The organism is Aurantiacibacter rhizosphaerae (assembly GCF_009807005.1).
Classification (GTDB): Bacteria; Pseudomonadota; Alphaproteobacteria; order Sphingomonadales; family Sphingomonadaceae; genus Alteraurantiacibacter; species Alteraurantiacibacter rhizosphaerae.
The window spans coordinates 156,958-171,604 of sequence record NZ_WUBR01000003.1 but is presented as its reverse complement, the minus strand read 5'-3'; the positions used below and the strand labels follow the sequence as shown (position 1 = coordinate 171,604).

At 62.4% G+C, this 14,647-nt stretch carries 14 protein-coding genes and 1 tRNA gene; 5 read left to right on the top strand and 10 right to left on the bottom strand.

Going from position 1 to position 14,647, the window contains the following annotated elements; all coding sequences use genetic code 11:
- Window positions 1-71: 71 nt before the first annotated feature.
- Window positions 72-443, top strand: a complete 372-nt coding sequence (locus GRF63_RS13160) for a hypothetical protein (RefSeq protein ID WP_160486513.1) — start codon at window positions 72-74, stop codon at window positions 441-443.
- A 43-nt stretch (window positions 444-486) separates the two neighbouring features.
- Here GRF63_RS13160 and GRF63_RS13155 read toward each other — a convergent pair whose 3' ends face one another.
- From GRF63_RS13155 to GRF63_RS16585, 9 genes are all read right to left on the bottom strand, one after another.
- A complete protein-coding gene (locus tag GRF63_RS13155; protein WP_160486512.1) occupies window positions 487-1,194 on the bottom strand; it encodes a FadR/GntR family transcriptional regulator in 708 nt (235 codons plus the stop codon).
- Window positions 1,191-1,946: a helix-turn-helix domain-containing protein gene (locus GRF63_RS13150; RefSeq protein WP_160486511.1), complete on the bottom strand. Its 756-nt coding sequence runs from the start codon at window positions 1,944-1,946 to the stop codon at window positions 1,191-1,193. The genes GRF63_RS13155 and GRF63_RS13150 overlap by 4 nt, the downstream gene beginning before the upstream one ends.
- Window positions 1,947-2,001: 55 nt before the next feature.
- Window positions 2,002-3,315, bottom strand: coding sequence for an MFS transporter (locus GRF63_RS13145; RefSeq protein WP_337189668.1), 1,314 nt, complete (start codon window positions 3,313-3,315; stop codon window positions 2,002-2,004).
- Window positions 3,312-4,727, bottom strand: a complete 1,416-nt coding sequence (locus GRF63_RS13140; RefSeq protein ID WP_160486510.1) for an FAD-binding oxidoreductase — start codon at window positions 4,725-4,727, stop codon at window positions 3,312-3,314. Before GRF63_RS13140 ends, GRF63_RS13145 begins: the two co-directional genes overlap by 4 nt.
- Window positions 4,728-4,731: 4 nt before the next feature.
- Window positions 4,732-6,936 carry a TonB-dependent receptor gene (locus GRF63_RS13135; RefSeq protein WP_160486509.1) on the bottom strand — a complete coding sequence of 735 codons (2,205 nt, stop codon included), beginning with the start codon at window positions 6,934-6,936 and terminating at the stop codon, window positions 4,732-4,734.
- Window positions 6,937-7,048: 112 nt separating this feature from the next.
- Window positions 7,049-7,822 (bottom strand): SDR family NAD(P)-dependent oxidoreductase, encoded by a 774-nt coding sequence (locus GRF63_RS13130; protein WP_160486508.1) that lies wholly within the window; start codon window positions 7,820-7,822, stop codon window positions 7,049-7,051.
- A gap of 10 nt (window positions 7,823-7,832) precedes the next feature.
- A complete protein-coding gene (locus GRF63_RS13125; protein ID WP_160486507.1) occupies window positions 7,833-9,317 on the bottom strand; it encodes a carboxylesterase/lipase family protein in 1,485 nt (494 codons plus the stop codon).
- 207 nt (window positions 9,318-9,524) lie between these two features.
- Window positions 9,525-9,611 (bottom strand) — tRNA-Leu (locus tag GRF63_RS13120).
- A 119-nt stretch (window positions 9,612-9,730) separates the two neighbouring features.
- Window positions 9,731-10,795: a zinc-ribbon domain-containing protein gene (locus GRF63_RS16585; protein ID WP_237392490.1), complete on the bottom strand. Its 1,065-nt coding sequence runs from the start codon at window positions 10,793-10,795 to the stop codon at window positions 9,731-9,733.
- Window positions 10,796-10,958: 163 nt separating this feature from the next.
- On the opposite strand from GRF63_RS16585, the gene ftsE reads away from it, so the two are divergent.
- From ftsE to GRF63_RS13095, 4 genes are read left to right on the top strand one after another with little or no spacing between them, the layout of a single operon-like run.
- Window positions 10,959-11,675, top strand: coding sequence for a cell division ATP-binding protein FtsE (gene ftsE, locus GRF63_RS13110; protein WP_160486506.1), 717 nt, complete (start codon window positions 10,959-10,961; stop codon window positions 11,673-11,675).
- 4 nt (window positions 11,676-11,679) lie between these two features.
- Entirely contained in the window at window positions 11,680-12,600 is a 921-nt protein-coding gene (locus GRF63_RS13105; protein WP_160486505.1) for a cell division protein FtsX, read from the top strand.
- Window positions 12,597-13,127 carry a YdcF family protein gene (locus GRF63_RS13100; protein ID WP_160486504.1) on the top strand — a complete coding sequence of 177 codons (531 nt, stop codon included), beginning with the start codon at window positions 12,597-12,599 and terminating at the stop codon, window positions 13,125-13,127. Before GRF63_RS13105 ends, GRF63_RS13100 begins: the two co-directional genes overlap by 4 nt.
- Entirely contained in the window at window positions 13,124-13,843 is a 720-nt protein-coding gene (locus GRF63_RS13095) for a 1-acyl-sn-glycerol-3-phosphate acyltransferase (protein ID WP_160486503.1), read from the top strand. Before GRF63_RS13100 ends, GRF63_RS13095 begins: the two co-directional genes overlap by 4 nt.
- On the opposite strand, the gene GRF63_RS13090 is transcribed toward GRF63_RS13095, so the two are convergent.
- Window positions 13,840-14,571 carry an Nmad3 family putative nucleotide modification protein gene (locus tag GRF63_RS13090; protein ID WP_160486502.1) on the bottom strand — a complete coding sequence of 244 codons (732 nt, stop codon included), beginning with the start codon at window positions 14,569-14,571 and terminating at the stop codon, window positions 13,840-13,842. The genes GRF63_RS13095 and GRF63_RS13090 overlap by 4 nt on opposite strands.
- Window positions 14,572-14,647 lie beyond the last annotated feature (76 nt).

Genomic DNA, 14,647 nt, shown 5'->3' with positions numbered 1-14,647 from the left:
CGCTTGAGCGAAATGGTTCATTAGCGTACGACTACGCCTGATACTTGCAGGCTTGGATGGGGAATGCGGCAATGACTTTTCACATTATGGCCTGGGTGATGACGGTGGCCGGCAGCCTTCTGGGCCTGCGCTTCATCTTCGGCGGCGCAGGCATGTTGCGCGAATGGGGTATCGAGGTCAGCGATGGCGCGGTGATCCTGTTTCGCCGTCTCGGAGTGGTCTACCTCGCCCTTGGGCTGGTGTTTTTCTTGGCGCGCGATGCAGCGCCTTCGGATTTCCGCTCGGCCGTATGTCTGGTAATGGCGGGCGCGATCGCGATATTGGGTTTCCTGGGCCTGTTCGAATATCTCGCGCGCCGGGCCGGTCGCGGCATTCTGATTGCCGCTGTTGGCGAATGGGTGCTGGCAGCACTGTTCATCTGGGTGTGGTGGGGCGGCCAGTAACCGCCACATATTTGCGCTTCGCCATCTGCGAAGCCGGGCGGCCCTACGCGTCCCTGGAAAACAAATCTCCGATAGAGCGCGCGAAATGCGCCTCCATCGCCTGTCTTGCCTTGTCGGGCTGCTGATCCGCGATCGCTTCGGCAACTGCCATGTGCAGCCTCAGAGTTTCGCTGTGCTCTTCCTCGGTCTTGCGGCCCGCCCAGGCTTTCGGGATCGCCACTTCCATCATCTGTTCGAAAGAACGCACGATCTGGTAGTAAAGCTGGTTGCCGCTCGCCAGTGCGATAGCCTGGTGAAACTGGGTGTCGGATGCGGTGCGTGATCGGTCGTCCCGGCTGAGCGAAAGCGCGTGTGCAGAGGACAGGATCGTATCGGCCTGTTCCTCGCTGCGGCGATTTGCCGCCAATTCGGCGGTGCGCAATTCCAGCGTGCGGCGCACTTCCCAGACGTCTGAAAGTTTAACCTGCGACGTGCTGATCGCGTGGCTGATGGAAGACCCCATCACCGAGCCATCAATGGCCGCCACGCGTGCCCGACGGCCATTGCCAACATCGATCACCTTCAGTGCCGACAGCGCGTGGAACGCCTCTCGCATCACGGGTCTGCTGACGCCCACCTCGCTTGCGAAACTGCCTTCGCTGGGCAGATTATCGCCCACCTTCAGGCCATGTTCGCTGATGTACTCGCGAACGGCAGCGGTGGCGGAGGCGACAAGGCCGCCCTTTTCGGCGCGGATCTGCGGATTGTTCATGCCGCGATCCCCTGATGGCGCAATGCTGTTGGCGCAAGCCCGAAACGGCGGCTGAAAGCACGGGTGAAACTGGCGTTACTCATGTAGGAGCATCGATGCGCCACGCTGGATACGGGCAGATCGCTCGATAGCAGCAGCGTTCGCGCTTCATCCAGGCGCCGTTCGCTCAGCGCATTGTGAATGGTCTCTCCATAAACCTCGCGGAAGCGGCGGACCAGCTTGTCGCGGTTCACGCCCACTTCGCGCGCCAACAGGGGGATGGTCAGCTTTTCGCGCCAGCGTTGATCGATGATGCGGCGCGCGCGCACGATGCTTTCAATCTCCCGCGCCGTGATATCGGTATCGCAATCGACAGTCACCAGATCGCCAGCATCCAGATGCGCATGCAATTGGCACAGCAATTCGATGCTGCGCGCAAGGCGAAGGGTCTTTCTCGCTTCGCCCTGCCCCTCGCAATCGGTGATCGACAGCGCGACGCGGTGCAGTGCTTCGGGCAAGTGCCAGTTCGCCGACGGGCCGCGCGAACGGGAGAAGACCCGCTGGCAAGCCTCGGCGCGAACCATGAAGACGAGCTGGCTGCCTTCCAGACCATCCAGATCCGGCGCATCGCGATAGGCGACCCAGGGCAATCCCTGCTGCCCGGTGACAAAGAATGCGAATACAACCGTGTCCTTCATGGGCTCACCATCGGGGAACGGCCCCTGGCCGATATAGCTGACCATATCTTCAGACACACGAATCTCGATCTTCATTGCCGATCTCTCCTCCGAACGGAGAGCTATCACCTATAAGATAGGTCGGCAATACCTATCTTATAGGCTGCGGCGCCGTGCGATAGGCGATGATGAAGCCGGCGCAACCCAAGGTGCTGACGACGCCGCCCACCAACGCCAGCGCCATCGGCAGCTGGTCCTCCCCGCCAAGCCATCCGCTGACCAGTGTCACCAGCGTAGGCGCCGCGCCAAAGGCGATCAGTCCGCCAACGGCAAGGAAAGTCCCGATCGAAAGCCCGCGAAGCTCGTTCGGCAAAAGCACCGCCAGCGCAGTTGCCGTTACCAGTCCGGTAACAGTGCCGCCCGCCAGCAATACGAACAGGGCGATTGCGAACATGGTCGTGTCGGGCGCGAGGGGAAACAGCACGGCAGGCAGCGCAATGATCGAGCCGATGATGGCCGCGATGAGAATGCCCCCGCGCTTGCCCGTCCGATGGCCGGCGTCCGCCGCGATACCTCCGATTATCGCGCCCAGGATGCCTGCCCCGAATATGACCGCACCCATCCATCCGGCAAATTCCTGCGGCGTAACGTTATAGGACCGCGCCAGCACGGGTGCCGCCCACACTGTTGCCGCGGCATCCGCCATCAGCACGCCGATCTGCCCCATGAACAGCGGCACGAGGAAGCGCCAGTAGCTGAGCAATTCGCGGAACACCTCGCGCAGCGGTGCCTGCGGCCCGACGCGCGTTTCCATGCGCTTCGGCTCTCGCAGGAATGCAAGCACGGCTACGATCCCAAGACTGGCTAGGCCCAGCACAAGATGGATGCTGCGCCACGGAGCCAGTCCGATCAGACCGCCGCTCTCGATGAAATAACCCAGCAGCCACCCGCCAAGCGCGAAGGCTAGGCCAGCGCCTGCATATTTGCCAATGGTCAGCAACAGCAGTGATCGGCCTCGCTTTTCCGGCAGGCACAGGTCTGCGGCAAGCGAGATAGCAATCGTGGTGGAAATATTCGCGCCCACGCTGCCCAGCATGCGCGCGAAGAACAGCAATGGCATGCTGTAGGCAAAGGCGGTCAGCAGCGTGCCGATGGTCCAGGCGACCGCAGTCCAGAACAGCAGACGCACGCGCACGCTGCGATCGACCAGCAGACCAACCGGGATAGCAAATGCAGCCAGCGGAATGGATACCGCAAGGCCATTCAGCAGGCTCATCTGAAAATCGCTGAAGCCGAGTTCGGCCTTCGCCTGCTCCTGCACCGCGCTGAAAACGCCGAGCAGTATATTGCCCACCGCCATCGCAACAGCGAGGACGAGAAGGATCAGCAACGCCTTCCACGGCGCGGGCGGTGTGTCCTCGCCTGCCGCAGATTGCCGCGCATCCACCGCCGTAACGGTGGTCACAGCGCGAAGATCTTTCCCGGATTGAGAATGTTCTGCGGGTCAAAAACCCGCTTGATCATCCGCATCTGTTCAACCGCGTCACCAAGTTCGGCAACCAGCGAGTTCTGCTTGCCCAGACCCACGCCATGTTCGCCCGTGCAGGTGCCGTCCATTGCCAGCGCACGCTCCACCATCTTCTGGTTGATCGCGGCGACCTCGTCCATTTCCTCCGGCGCATCGGGGTCGATGGAGAAAACGACGTGAAAGTTTCCATCGCCCACATGCCCCAGGATCGTGGCGGGTATCGCGCTCTTCTCCAGTTCGGCATGCGTTTCGCGAATGCATTCGGCAAGCCGGCTCATCGGAACGCAGACATCGGTGGCCCATCCGATCGCACCCTTGCGCAGATTGACCGCCGCATAATAGGCCTCGTGCCGCGCGCGCCACAGTCTGTTGCGCTCTTCCGGCAGGTTCGACCAGGCGAATTCACCGCCACCATTGTCCTGCGCCAAGGATTTTACCGTCTCCACCTGCTCGGCGACGAAGCTTTCGCTGCCGTGAAATTCGAAGAACAGCGTCGGCGCTTCGCGGTAATCCATCTTGGACCATGCGTTGACCGCCTTCATCTGCAACGCGTCGAGGATTTCGACCCGCGCCAGCGGAACGCCGCATTGGATGGACTGGACGACGGTATCCACCGCTCCGTCCAGCGTTTCGAAGCTGCACACCGCGGCGGAAATCGCTTCGGGAATGGGATACAGGCGAAGCGTGATCTCGACGATGATGCCAAGCGTGCCTTCCGATCCGACGTATAGCCGTGTCAGATCGTAGCCCGCAGCCGATTTGCGCGCCCTTCTTGCCGTTCGAATGACCTTGCCCTGCGGCGTCACCACTTTCAGGCTGAGCACCGCATCGCGCATAGTGCCATAGCGCACGGCATTGGTGCCGCTGGCCCGTGTCGACGCCATTCCGCCGATCGTGGCATTTGCGCCCGGATCGATGGGGAAGAACAACCCTTGATCACGCAGGTGCAGGTTCAGTTCCTCGCGCCGCACGCCCGGCTGCACCACACAATCGAAATCTTCGGCATGAACCGCGACGATCTTGTCCATGCGCGTCATATTAAGTGACACGCCTCCCCGCACCGCCGCCGCATTGCCTTCGATGGAAGTGCCCGCACCGAAGGGGATTAGCGGCACACCGTGTTCGACACACAGGTTCATCAGCGCCACGACATCGTCGGTGTCCTCGGCAAAGACGACAGCATCAGGCAACATCGATTTGTAATGTGCTTCGCTCGAACCGTGCTCCTCGCGGATCGCCTGCCCGCTTTCCACCTTGTCACCAAACTGGCTGCGCAAGGTTTCCAGGAAGCCTTGGGGTAGCGGGGGCGGACTAGCCCCAGCGCTATCTGTTGCGTGCTCCTGCGGCATCGGATCAGTACCGGAAGCTGGCGCGAATGCCGTAGCGGCGCGCATCGCCCATGATGCCAAGATCGGTCCCCGGAAGTCCGGCGAGAAGCAGCGTGGTCTTTTCGATATAGCTTTCCCAGTAATCTTCCTGGAATGCGTTACGCACGAAGGCGGCAATTTCGAACGGCCCGTTGCGATAGGTGGCAGACGCGCCGACGAGCCAGTAGCTGTCGAGGAACGTTGGCGTTGTTTCGTTCAGCGTGGCGGCCAGCCGCTTCCCCTTGCCCGTCACATTCGCGCTCAGCACGAACTCGCTGTCACCCGAAAGTTCGAAAACATAGTCAGTCGCGAGATTGGCCATCCAGTCGGGCTGGAAGGTCAGCCGGTCGGAGGAGAGCGTGCGGCCGGTGGTCTGCGTGTAGGCGTCCGAATTGGTGAGGCGAGCATGCAGCAGCGTCAGACCGCCGGAGATCGACCAGGCCGGGGTGGGCCTGAAAAGCCCCTCCAGCTCCAGGCCATAGGATTCGACATCGCCGCTGTTCAGATCGACCGTCACCAGCCCGCCACCAGCGGCAGGGGCAATCGAGTTGAGGCCAATATAGTCGGAGTAGTCATTGTAGAAGATGGCCGCCGCCAGGTTGAAGTCGTTCGAAGGGGACGCGACTTTGGCACCCACTTCATATGTCCATGCGCTGTCACCCTGGTATGTGCGGAAAGGCGCGGTGGGCGCGTTGAAGCCGCCGCCGCGATAACCGCGCGCGACCGAGGCATAGGTCATGAAATCGGGCGACCAGTTTCGCGTGACGGTCAGCTTGGGCTGGAATTCGTCCGACTTGATCTGCGCTTCGGGCAATGGACCACCTGATGCGCCGAGCGGACCCAGGACCGTGATGACCGTTCCATTGGCTGTGCGGTTTTCATGGTCGTAACGAAGGCCCAGGGCCACTTCCAGGTCGGGCGTCGGCTCCCAGAAGATTGTCCCGAACACCGCATAGGTGTTGGCGCGCGTTTCGCTTGTGGAGGTCCGCTCGATATCGAACGGCAGGCCTGTAAAAGCCCCCTTGATCAGTGAGACATCGCGGGCCGAGACTTTCTCGTTGCTGTAGAACAGACCAATGAGGGTGGAAATATTGTCGCTGATCTGGCTGTCGAGGCGCAGTTCGGCGGTGCGGGTGCGCAGATCATCTCCGCCGGTGGAGCGGACGAAATCGCCGGACCCGAAGTCTGCATCGGCATCCGGGCTGTCACTGTCGCGCGCATCCAGCGCTCCGATCAGCGTCAGCGTGCTGTCGAGGCCATCGATGGGCGCCTCCAGCTTCGCATTTATGCCGCGATATTTGTATTCGACGCGGCCCGGCGCGTTGAACCGGATCTCGCGGGAATAGTCGTCCGGATTGGCGACTGATGAATAGGGCGTATTCACCGTGTCGATCCAGTCGTAATAGCCGTTCACCGTCAGCGTTAACGGGTCCGGCGTGAAGCGAATCGACGCGTTCACGGAATCGGATTTCAGCGGATTGCCGTCAATGTCCAGCAGCGTGTTACGGATGAATCCATCCTGCTCCAGATGGGATGCGGCAACGCGCACCGCGAGAAGATCGTCCACCAGCGGCGCGGAAACCGAACCGGCGAGGACAAGCTGATCGTCGGGTCCGGCGTAGCTGGCGCTCGCGCGCGCTTCAAAGCTGTTGCCGGGCTGGCGCGTGATGACATTGATCGCGCCGCCAAGCGTATTCTTGCCGTAAAGCGTCCCCTGCGGCCCGCGCAGAACCTCGATGCGTTCGACATCCAGCAGCGGGTTGTTGAGATAGCCGGTGTTGGGCCGATAGATGCCATCGACAAACAGGCCGACGCCCGGCTGAACCGATTGCACCAGCGTGACACCCACGCCGCGAATGGCCACGAACGCACGCCCGCCGCCGTCGCTGTTTATGTTGAGACCGGGCGCCAGTGAAGCTGCCTCTCGCACCGAATTGATGCCACGCGCCGACAGCACATCGCCATCGATTGCGGTGGCTGCAATCGGCACATCCTGCAGCGTTTCTTCACGCTTGCGAGCGGTTACCACGATGGTATTGCCGCCCATGTCCTGCGCCATCACGGGGTTATCAGTCACCTCGCCCGAGGCATTCGCATCGTCACCAAGCGAGGTTTGCGCAACCGCGCAAACGGGTGAAATGGCAAGTACGGCTGCGCTGGCGAACAGCATGTGGCAGGGTGTCAGTTTCATTGGCCTCTCCAAAGGTCATCTTATAGTTCTTAGACGACCTATCTTACAGCTTTTCAACCTATCTGAAAGGTTGGAGAGTTTGCCGAATGTCAGGAACCCTGTGCCGATTGGCTTACCAGCAGGTGTATCCGCCATCTGCCAGGACGATGCTGCCCGTCATCAGGGATGCCATGTCGGATGCAAGGAACAGCGCAATCGACGCGACCTCCTCCGGCTCTCCCAGCCGGCCCTGCGGCGTTCCGTCGATCCAGCGCCGGTACATTTCGCTGTCCTTGTCGGCAAAGGCATTGAGCGGCGTGGCAATATAGGTCGGGGCAATGGCGTTGACGCGCACTCCGCGATCCGCCCACTCTGCGGCAAGACTCTTTGTCAACTGGTGCACCGCCGCCTTTGATGCGTTATAATAGCTCTGGGCCTGCGGCCGGTTGACGATGAAACCGCTCATCGATCCGACGTTGACGATGGCGCCCTGTCCCGCGGCCAGCATGTGCCTGCCAAATGCGCGTGCGCACCAGAAGCTGCCGTTGAGATTGACGTCGAGCACATTCAGCCACAGCTCGTCGCCCACATCCTCCGCAGCGGTATCGCTGCGCGCGATGCCGGCATTGTTGACGAGAATATCGATGCGGCCCTCCTGCTGCATCATGGCATCGGCAGCTTCAGTGACTGCCGCCGGATCGGTGACATCGAGCAGCTGGCCACAACAGGACACATCCTTTCCGCGCAGGTGCATGACGGCCCGCTCCAGCCCATCCGCATCGCGATCCGCGATCACCACTTGCGCGCCCGCTTCTCCCAAGGCTTCCGCACAGGCGAGGCCGATGCCCTGCGCGCCACCGGTCACGAAGGCCGTCCGCCCGTCCAGGCGCAATTTTTCAAGGTACATGTCTTATCCTTCAGTCCGGGAGGAAAGCCGCGGCGGGCATCGCCGGTTCGGTGATCGCCTTGCCTGCTGCCAGTTGGTAAACCAGCTTCTCGCCATTCCACCTGGGCCAAGGGAGCGTTCCATCGCGCCCGAAGTCTGCCCAAATCTTATGGACGCGGCGCGCCAGCGCATGAGGTGGATCTTCCCCCGCCAGACCGCGCGGCCCGGTTACCGTGTCGAGTGTGTCGAACACGAATGGCATTTCGATGCCGTGACACGCGCCGAGTCGGCCGCCGCAAGCGGGCGATTGCCATTCCATTTCGTACATCCAGGTGTTGCCCTGATGCGCCTCGGCAAACTGCCGGGCCGGAGAGCGGAAAACCAGATCGGTCGTCGCTTCGGTAAATGCTTCGCCAGCGCGCTTTCCTATCTGGCCCAGGCCATACGCTTTGAGCGCCTTGCGCGCGTCGGGCAGCGATCTGGAAAGAAGCCACCATGCCATCAGGTGTGGCAGTTTCGATCGCACGCCCGTGGGCACGAAATAGAGGTTCATCTCGTCCGCATTGGTTCCGATCAGCAGGTCGATCTCGGAGCCTGCCCCCTGCCGCAAGGCGTCGATGGGCTTTTGCGGAAGGACGTCGTCTCCATAGACGGGGATGAACCGGCTGATGCCGAACACAGGTTCGAAGCCATCGGCATCGCGAAGGTCAATCGCATTGGGTTTTGCCAGCGCATCGATAGCGTCCGCCGCAGCATCATGGCCTACCGTTCGAAAACCCTCGGCGTCCGGCGTCACTCTCAGCTTGGCGGCGAGTTTCGTGACAAGTTTTTGCGCTACACCAATGTCGCGCACCATCGCACCGTGCCCGCTTTGCACAATGGCCCTGCGGAATAGCCCTTTTGTCAGGGGAGACGTCATCAGGTCAGCAATTGCCATCGCCCCCGCGCTCTCTCCGAATATGGTGACGTTATCGGCATCGCCGCCGAAAGCGGCGACATTGTCCTGCACCCATTGCAGCGCGAACAGGATATCTCGCAGTCCCAGGTTTGTGGGCGCACCCGGCACGGGCAGAAAGCCGTCGATGCCCATGCGGTAATTGATCGCGATGCAGATAACGCCGCTTTTCGCGAATGCGCTTCCATCGCTGATCGCGGCGTCCTTGCTGCCAACCACGAAACCCCCGCCATGCACCCATACCATGACCGGTGCGTTCTCGGCCTCGCGCGGGGCCCAGATGTTCAGCCTGAGATAGTCGCCGTCGCTGCCATCGCTTCCCGTCCCCACCAACGGGGCAACATTGATGGCAGGAAACGGCCTGATCCGATGCGGCGCGCTGGGCCCGGGATCGGTTGCGTCAAACACATCCTGCCACGGGGTGCGGGGTTCTGGAAGTTCGAACCGCTGCGGCGGATTGGCGTAGGGCACGCCAAGGAAGGTCCTGATGGTGCCAGAGCACTGTCCCCGCACCTTTCCGCCGGAGATCGTAACCGTGTCGGTGGGCAAATCTGTATCCATGCCTCGTTATGACGTGCCGAGCGCGGCAACGCAGTATCAAAGCGTATGCCAATCCGCACTAAGGCTTTGCCGATTGTACAGGCCGTTCAATTCGATCCCGTCGTGCATCACTGCATTGCCGAATCAGTCGGCGCGCCTGCAAAAGCCTGAATCAGCCGCCAGCTGCGGTTCGCCCGAAGGCGAAAATTGTTCTTTTGTCGAATTGGATGGTGCGGTCGAGAAGACTCGAACTTCCACGGCCTTTCGGCCACAACGACCTCAACGTTGCGCGTCTACCAGTTCCGCCACGACCGCACATCGATACAGAGGCGAGCCGCAGCCCGCCGTGGTAGGAGCGCGCCACTAGCAAGAAGGTTATCCCGCTGCAAGCAATCAAATGAGGCCAATTGCCCGGTGGGCGAATTTCGCGTGGCTTACTCTGGATTCCAGCCGAATTCGGCATAGGCCGCGCGCTTGGGAATATCGGTGACCGCTTCGTTGATCGTCACCGTCTCTCCCGGCGCCAGTTCACGTTTCGGCGGATACACCTCGTAACTGTAGACGATGGCATCGCGGGCATCGCGCAGCACGATCAGGATCGTGGGTACGTTGCGCGTCTGTGTGCCGATATTGGTGATACGGCCACTGGCACCGAAAAATTCCGTGCCGTTCGGCAAGGTCCGGCGTTCCTGCTCCTCCTGCGGGAAATCCAGTTGCAGATCCGGCTGGGCGGCGGCGAAGGTTGGCCGTTCCACCGGCACCCATGCGGGCAGCCCCCAATAGCTTACGGCAAAGATCGTACCGGCCACCACGATGGCAAAGATCGCCGCGGCCCAGGTCCACATCTTCAGCGGATTGCGGCGCGCGCGGAAGGGCGGCTCTGAATCGAAGGGAGAATAGTCTTCCCCGTCATCGGCCAGCGCGGCGTAGCCCAGCGGTTCCTCCACACGGTCCGTAGCGGGATCATATTCATCCAGCGCTTCGGAGTGATCGGCAGCTGGTTCTACCTCGGCTTCGTATCCCCGATTATCATCGGCCTCGTCAGGGTGCTCGACCCCGGCCTGTTCTTCGGCCTGCTCATCAGTGTGTTCCTCGGCTTCGTGCGCCACTGCGGCGGCGGAAGGAATGGAACTGGCAACGCCCGGACTGATGACCTTGGGGCTGTCCACATTGTATGAAATGTCGACCTTGTGCGACGGGTTATGCAGGCTGGCCGTTCTGCCGCCGTCCACCGCATCCAGCATGTCCTGCCCAGGCGCAGAGGGCCGCGCTGGCGGGGGCGGGGGCGGTGGTGGGGGCGGAGGAGGAGGAGGAGGAGGAGGTGGTGGTGGTGGCGCCGGAGTGGGCGCGGGTTTGGCCTTGGCTGGCGTAGGCAGGGATGGCCCTTCCTGAAACCAGCTGTGCCTGCATTTGGCACAGCGCACGGTGCGGCCTTCCACGCCAACGGCGGTATCGGGCACGACATAACGCGTCGAGCAGGCGGGGCATTGTAAAATCATCTGACTTCCCTGTCCCTACGCCCAGGGGATATGCGTGGGCAAGCATACCTGACCCCAACAAGCGTGCGGTTCCACCTTTTTTCCACAAGCACCAGCGTCTATAGCGCCCCCAAATGCCCGCAAAGCCCTTCCCCGCGCCGTTCACAGGCACTAGCACACGGCCATGAGCGGAAGCGAAGATTCCATTGTCCAGTTCGATAATGTCGGACTTCGCTACGGCACCGATCGTGAGGTGTTGAGCGATATCTCCTTCACGCTGTACCCCGGCAGCTTCTATTTCCTCACCGGCGCCAGCGGCGCGGGCAAGACATCCATGCTGAAGCTGCTGTACCTGGCCCAGCGGCCCACGCGCGGCGCCATTCGCATGTTCGGGCATGACCTAATTACCCAGCCGCGCCATGCCCTGCCCGAATTCCGGCGGCGCATCGGCACGGTGTTTCAGGACTTCCGCCTGATCCCGCACCTCTCTGCCTTCGACAACGTCGCCCTGCCCCTGCGGGTGAGCGGCATTAGCGAAAGCGATATCCAGAAACCCGTTTCAGACATGCTGGATTGGGTGGGGCTGGATCATCGGCGCGATGCGCGTCCTGCCACGCTTTCTGGCGGAGAGCAGCAGCGCGTGGCCATCGCCCGCGCCGTGATCGCCCGGCCCGAAATCCTGGTAGCGGACGAGCCGACGGGCAACGTCGATCCAGACATGGCCGTGAAACTGCTGCGCCTGTTTGAAGCCCTCAATCGGCTGGGCACGACAGTGGTGGTGGCCACGCATGATGTGCAATTGCTGCGCAAGGTGCCGGATTCGCTGATCATGCGGCTGGACAAGGGCGCGCTGTCCGATCCCACCGGCGCATTGCGCTATCCCCCCAGGCGCGGGATGTAGGCTGATGGCGCTTGATCCCCTTGTCCGTCGCACGGCGCCGCGCTTCGGCAGCGAGAGCGCGCGCATGTTGCCGCAAACGCGCATTGCCGGGCCAATGCCGTGGGTGATGGCGATCATGATCGCACTCACCGTGATGGCAGCTGGTGCCGGGCTGGCCCTGAACAATGTCGCGACCAACGCGAGGGACGAGATTTCGGGCGGCATCACCGTGCAGGTGGTGGAAGGTGCGCCTGCTTCCAGAGAGCGTCAGGCCCGCGCCGCTGTATCGCTGCTGCGCGCGCGCGACGATGTCGCCTCCGTCCGCCGCGTTCCTGACGAGGAGCTGGCAGACCTGCTGGAACCCTGGCTGGGGGAGGCCGCCAATGATGCAGACGCAGTGCCCACGCCCGCCCTTATCGATGTGCGCCTGTCCGGCCCTGTCACCGCGCCGCGGCTGCGCGAATTGCGCGCCCAATTGCTGGCGCAGGTGCCTGCTGCCCGGCTGGATGCGCAGGCAGGCTGGCTCGCCCCGGTGTTCGAGGCGCTGCGATCCCTGCAATACCTCGCCATCGGGCTGGTTCTGCTGCTGGCAGCCACCAGCGTGGCGGCAGTATGGCTGGCTGCCCGCAGCGCGCTGGGCACCAATCGCGATACGATAGAGGTGATCCATCATCTGGGTGGCACGGATGGCCAGATCGCGCGGATTTTTCAGCGGTCCATCGGCATTGATGCGGCGCTGGGCGGCCTGGCAGGCCTGATGCTGGGCATCGGTGCGATCTTCGTGCTGGGGCAGCAGTTCGCGGCGCTGGGATCCGGCCTTGTGGCGGGCGGCACGCTGGACTGGCGCGATTGGCTGGCTATTGCCGCTGTCCCAGTGGCGGGCATCGTGCTTGCCGTATTGACGGCGCGCTTCACCGTGATTGCAGCGCTCAGGAGGATGTTATGACCGTGCGCCGCCTCCTTGCCCTGCCGCTTGTGGCGTGGGCGCTGGGCTTTATCTGGTTTGCCATCGCCCTGCCCCAACCTCTGCCGCTGTCCCAAACCGATGCCATCGTTGTGCCCACGGGCAGCGGCGGGCGCATCCAGCGCGGGCTGGAAATGCTGCAAACGGGCGCAGCGCAGCAGATGCTGGTGACGGGCGTCGATGCCGCCGTGCAGCCGGATGAATTCGTGAAGGAATTCGAAGTGCCGCAGCGGGTGATGGATTGCTGCGTTACGCTGGGATTTTCCGCGCTGGATACGCGCGGCAATGCGCGCGAAACGGCGCAGTGGCTGGAAGAGCGTGAGTATAACTCGCTGCGCCTTGTCACCGCAGACTGGCACATGCGCCGTGCCGCACTGGAATTGCAGGACCAGTTGCCCGATGATATATCCGTCATCCACGATGCAGTGCGCTCGCAACCCAGCCTTGGCACGCTGTTCGTGGAATATCACAAGCTGATAGCAGTCTGGTTATTGCAGGCCCTGGGGTGATCTACCTTCGCAACATCGCCTTTTATCTGACCTTCTACGGCAGCTCCATCTTCCTGGTGCTGGCTGCCTTGCTGGGCGGATATGTTTCTCCCCTGTGGGTGCGCCGGGTGTGCGATGTGTGGTCTGGCCTGCATCACTGGTGTGTTGAGAACATGCTGGGCATCCGCATCGTGGAGACCGGGCAGCGCCCCGATTTCCAAGCCTTTTACGCGATCAAGCATGAAAGCTTTTTCGAAGCGATCGGCCTGCCCCACCTGTTCGATTATCCTGCGCTGTTCGCCAAGCAGGAGCTGTTCGACATTCCCGGCTGGGGCCGTGCCGCGCGCCAATATGGCGTGATCCCGGTTGCGCGGGAGGAAGGGGCAAAGGCGCTGCGCACGATGATCCGCGAAGCCCGGCCCCATGTAGATGCGGGCAGGCCGATCATCATCTTTCCCGAAGGCACGCGCGTGCCGCATGGCCAGCGGCCCCCGCTGGGCGCGGGCTTTGCCGCCCTGTACAAGCTGGTAGGCCTGCCGGTGGTGCCGGTGGCGGTGAACAGCGCGCCCAACTATCACAAACTATGGAAAACGCCCGGCACGATCACCATTCACTTCGGCGAAGTGATAGAGCCCGGCCTGCCGCGCCCGGAGATCGAGGCACGCGTCCATTCGGCCATGAATGCACTTAACAATGGCGGCGGCGTGCAGCGCGTGCCGCAAGGGCAACCTGGCTAGCCCGCAATCTCTGCAATAACGCCTGCCAGCCAGTCGCGCGCATCCTTGCGCTTCCCGGCGTCGGCCACGAATTCCTGCCCCCGCGCCACGCTTTGCAAGCGATTGTCATCTCGCCAGCGATCCGCACGGTGGTGATAGGACAAGCCTATTCCAAACAGCCATTGCGGCACCTGCCACAGGCTGGGCGGCCCCTCCGGCACGGTGAGGCGCAGGCTGTCGCTGGCCCGCTGTGCCACCTGCCCCGTGCCGATATAGGCGGTGTCATTCGCTGCGTGCAGGCCGATGGCGTGCGGCATGCCCACCTTGGCCAGCTCCGCCAGCCGGGCAGGCGGCGCATCGGTAAGTGGCAATACCTCTTCAATTTGCAGGTAAGCGAAGATGCGATGGTGCGGCCTTTCGCCCTGCTGTTGAAACAGGCCGAAGAATACGAAGCAGTCGCCCACGCCAACGCCTTGGCGTTCAAGATGCGTCTGCGCCGCGCCGCACTGGCCCAGCACGGCCCGCTTGCCGGGAAGAAACATCGGATCGTGGTGACACAGATCCGCCGCGCCCAGCTTCCCCCGGCTGGCCGCCGCAGCATGTTCGGCCAATCCAAGTTCGCCATAGCTGGTGCGCGAAAGCCCCGCGCTGGCAGGAATTGGCAGGCTGATCGGGCGGCCATCGACAATGGGCGAAGGCCCGCCGCCAGCGGAAGAATCGAAACCTTTGCGGCTGAAAACCATTCTCATGACTCGTCCCCTAGCGCCCCCAGCCCGCTAGCCCCAACCCCCGACTTCGCTTGATAACAGGCGAAACGATGTGCAT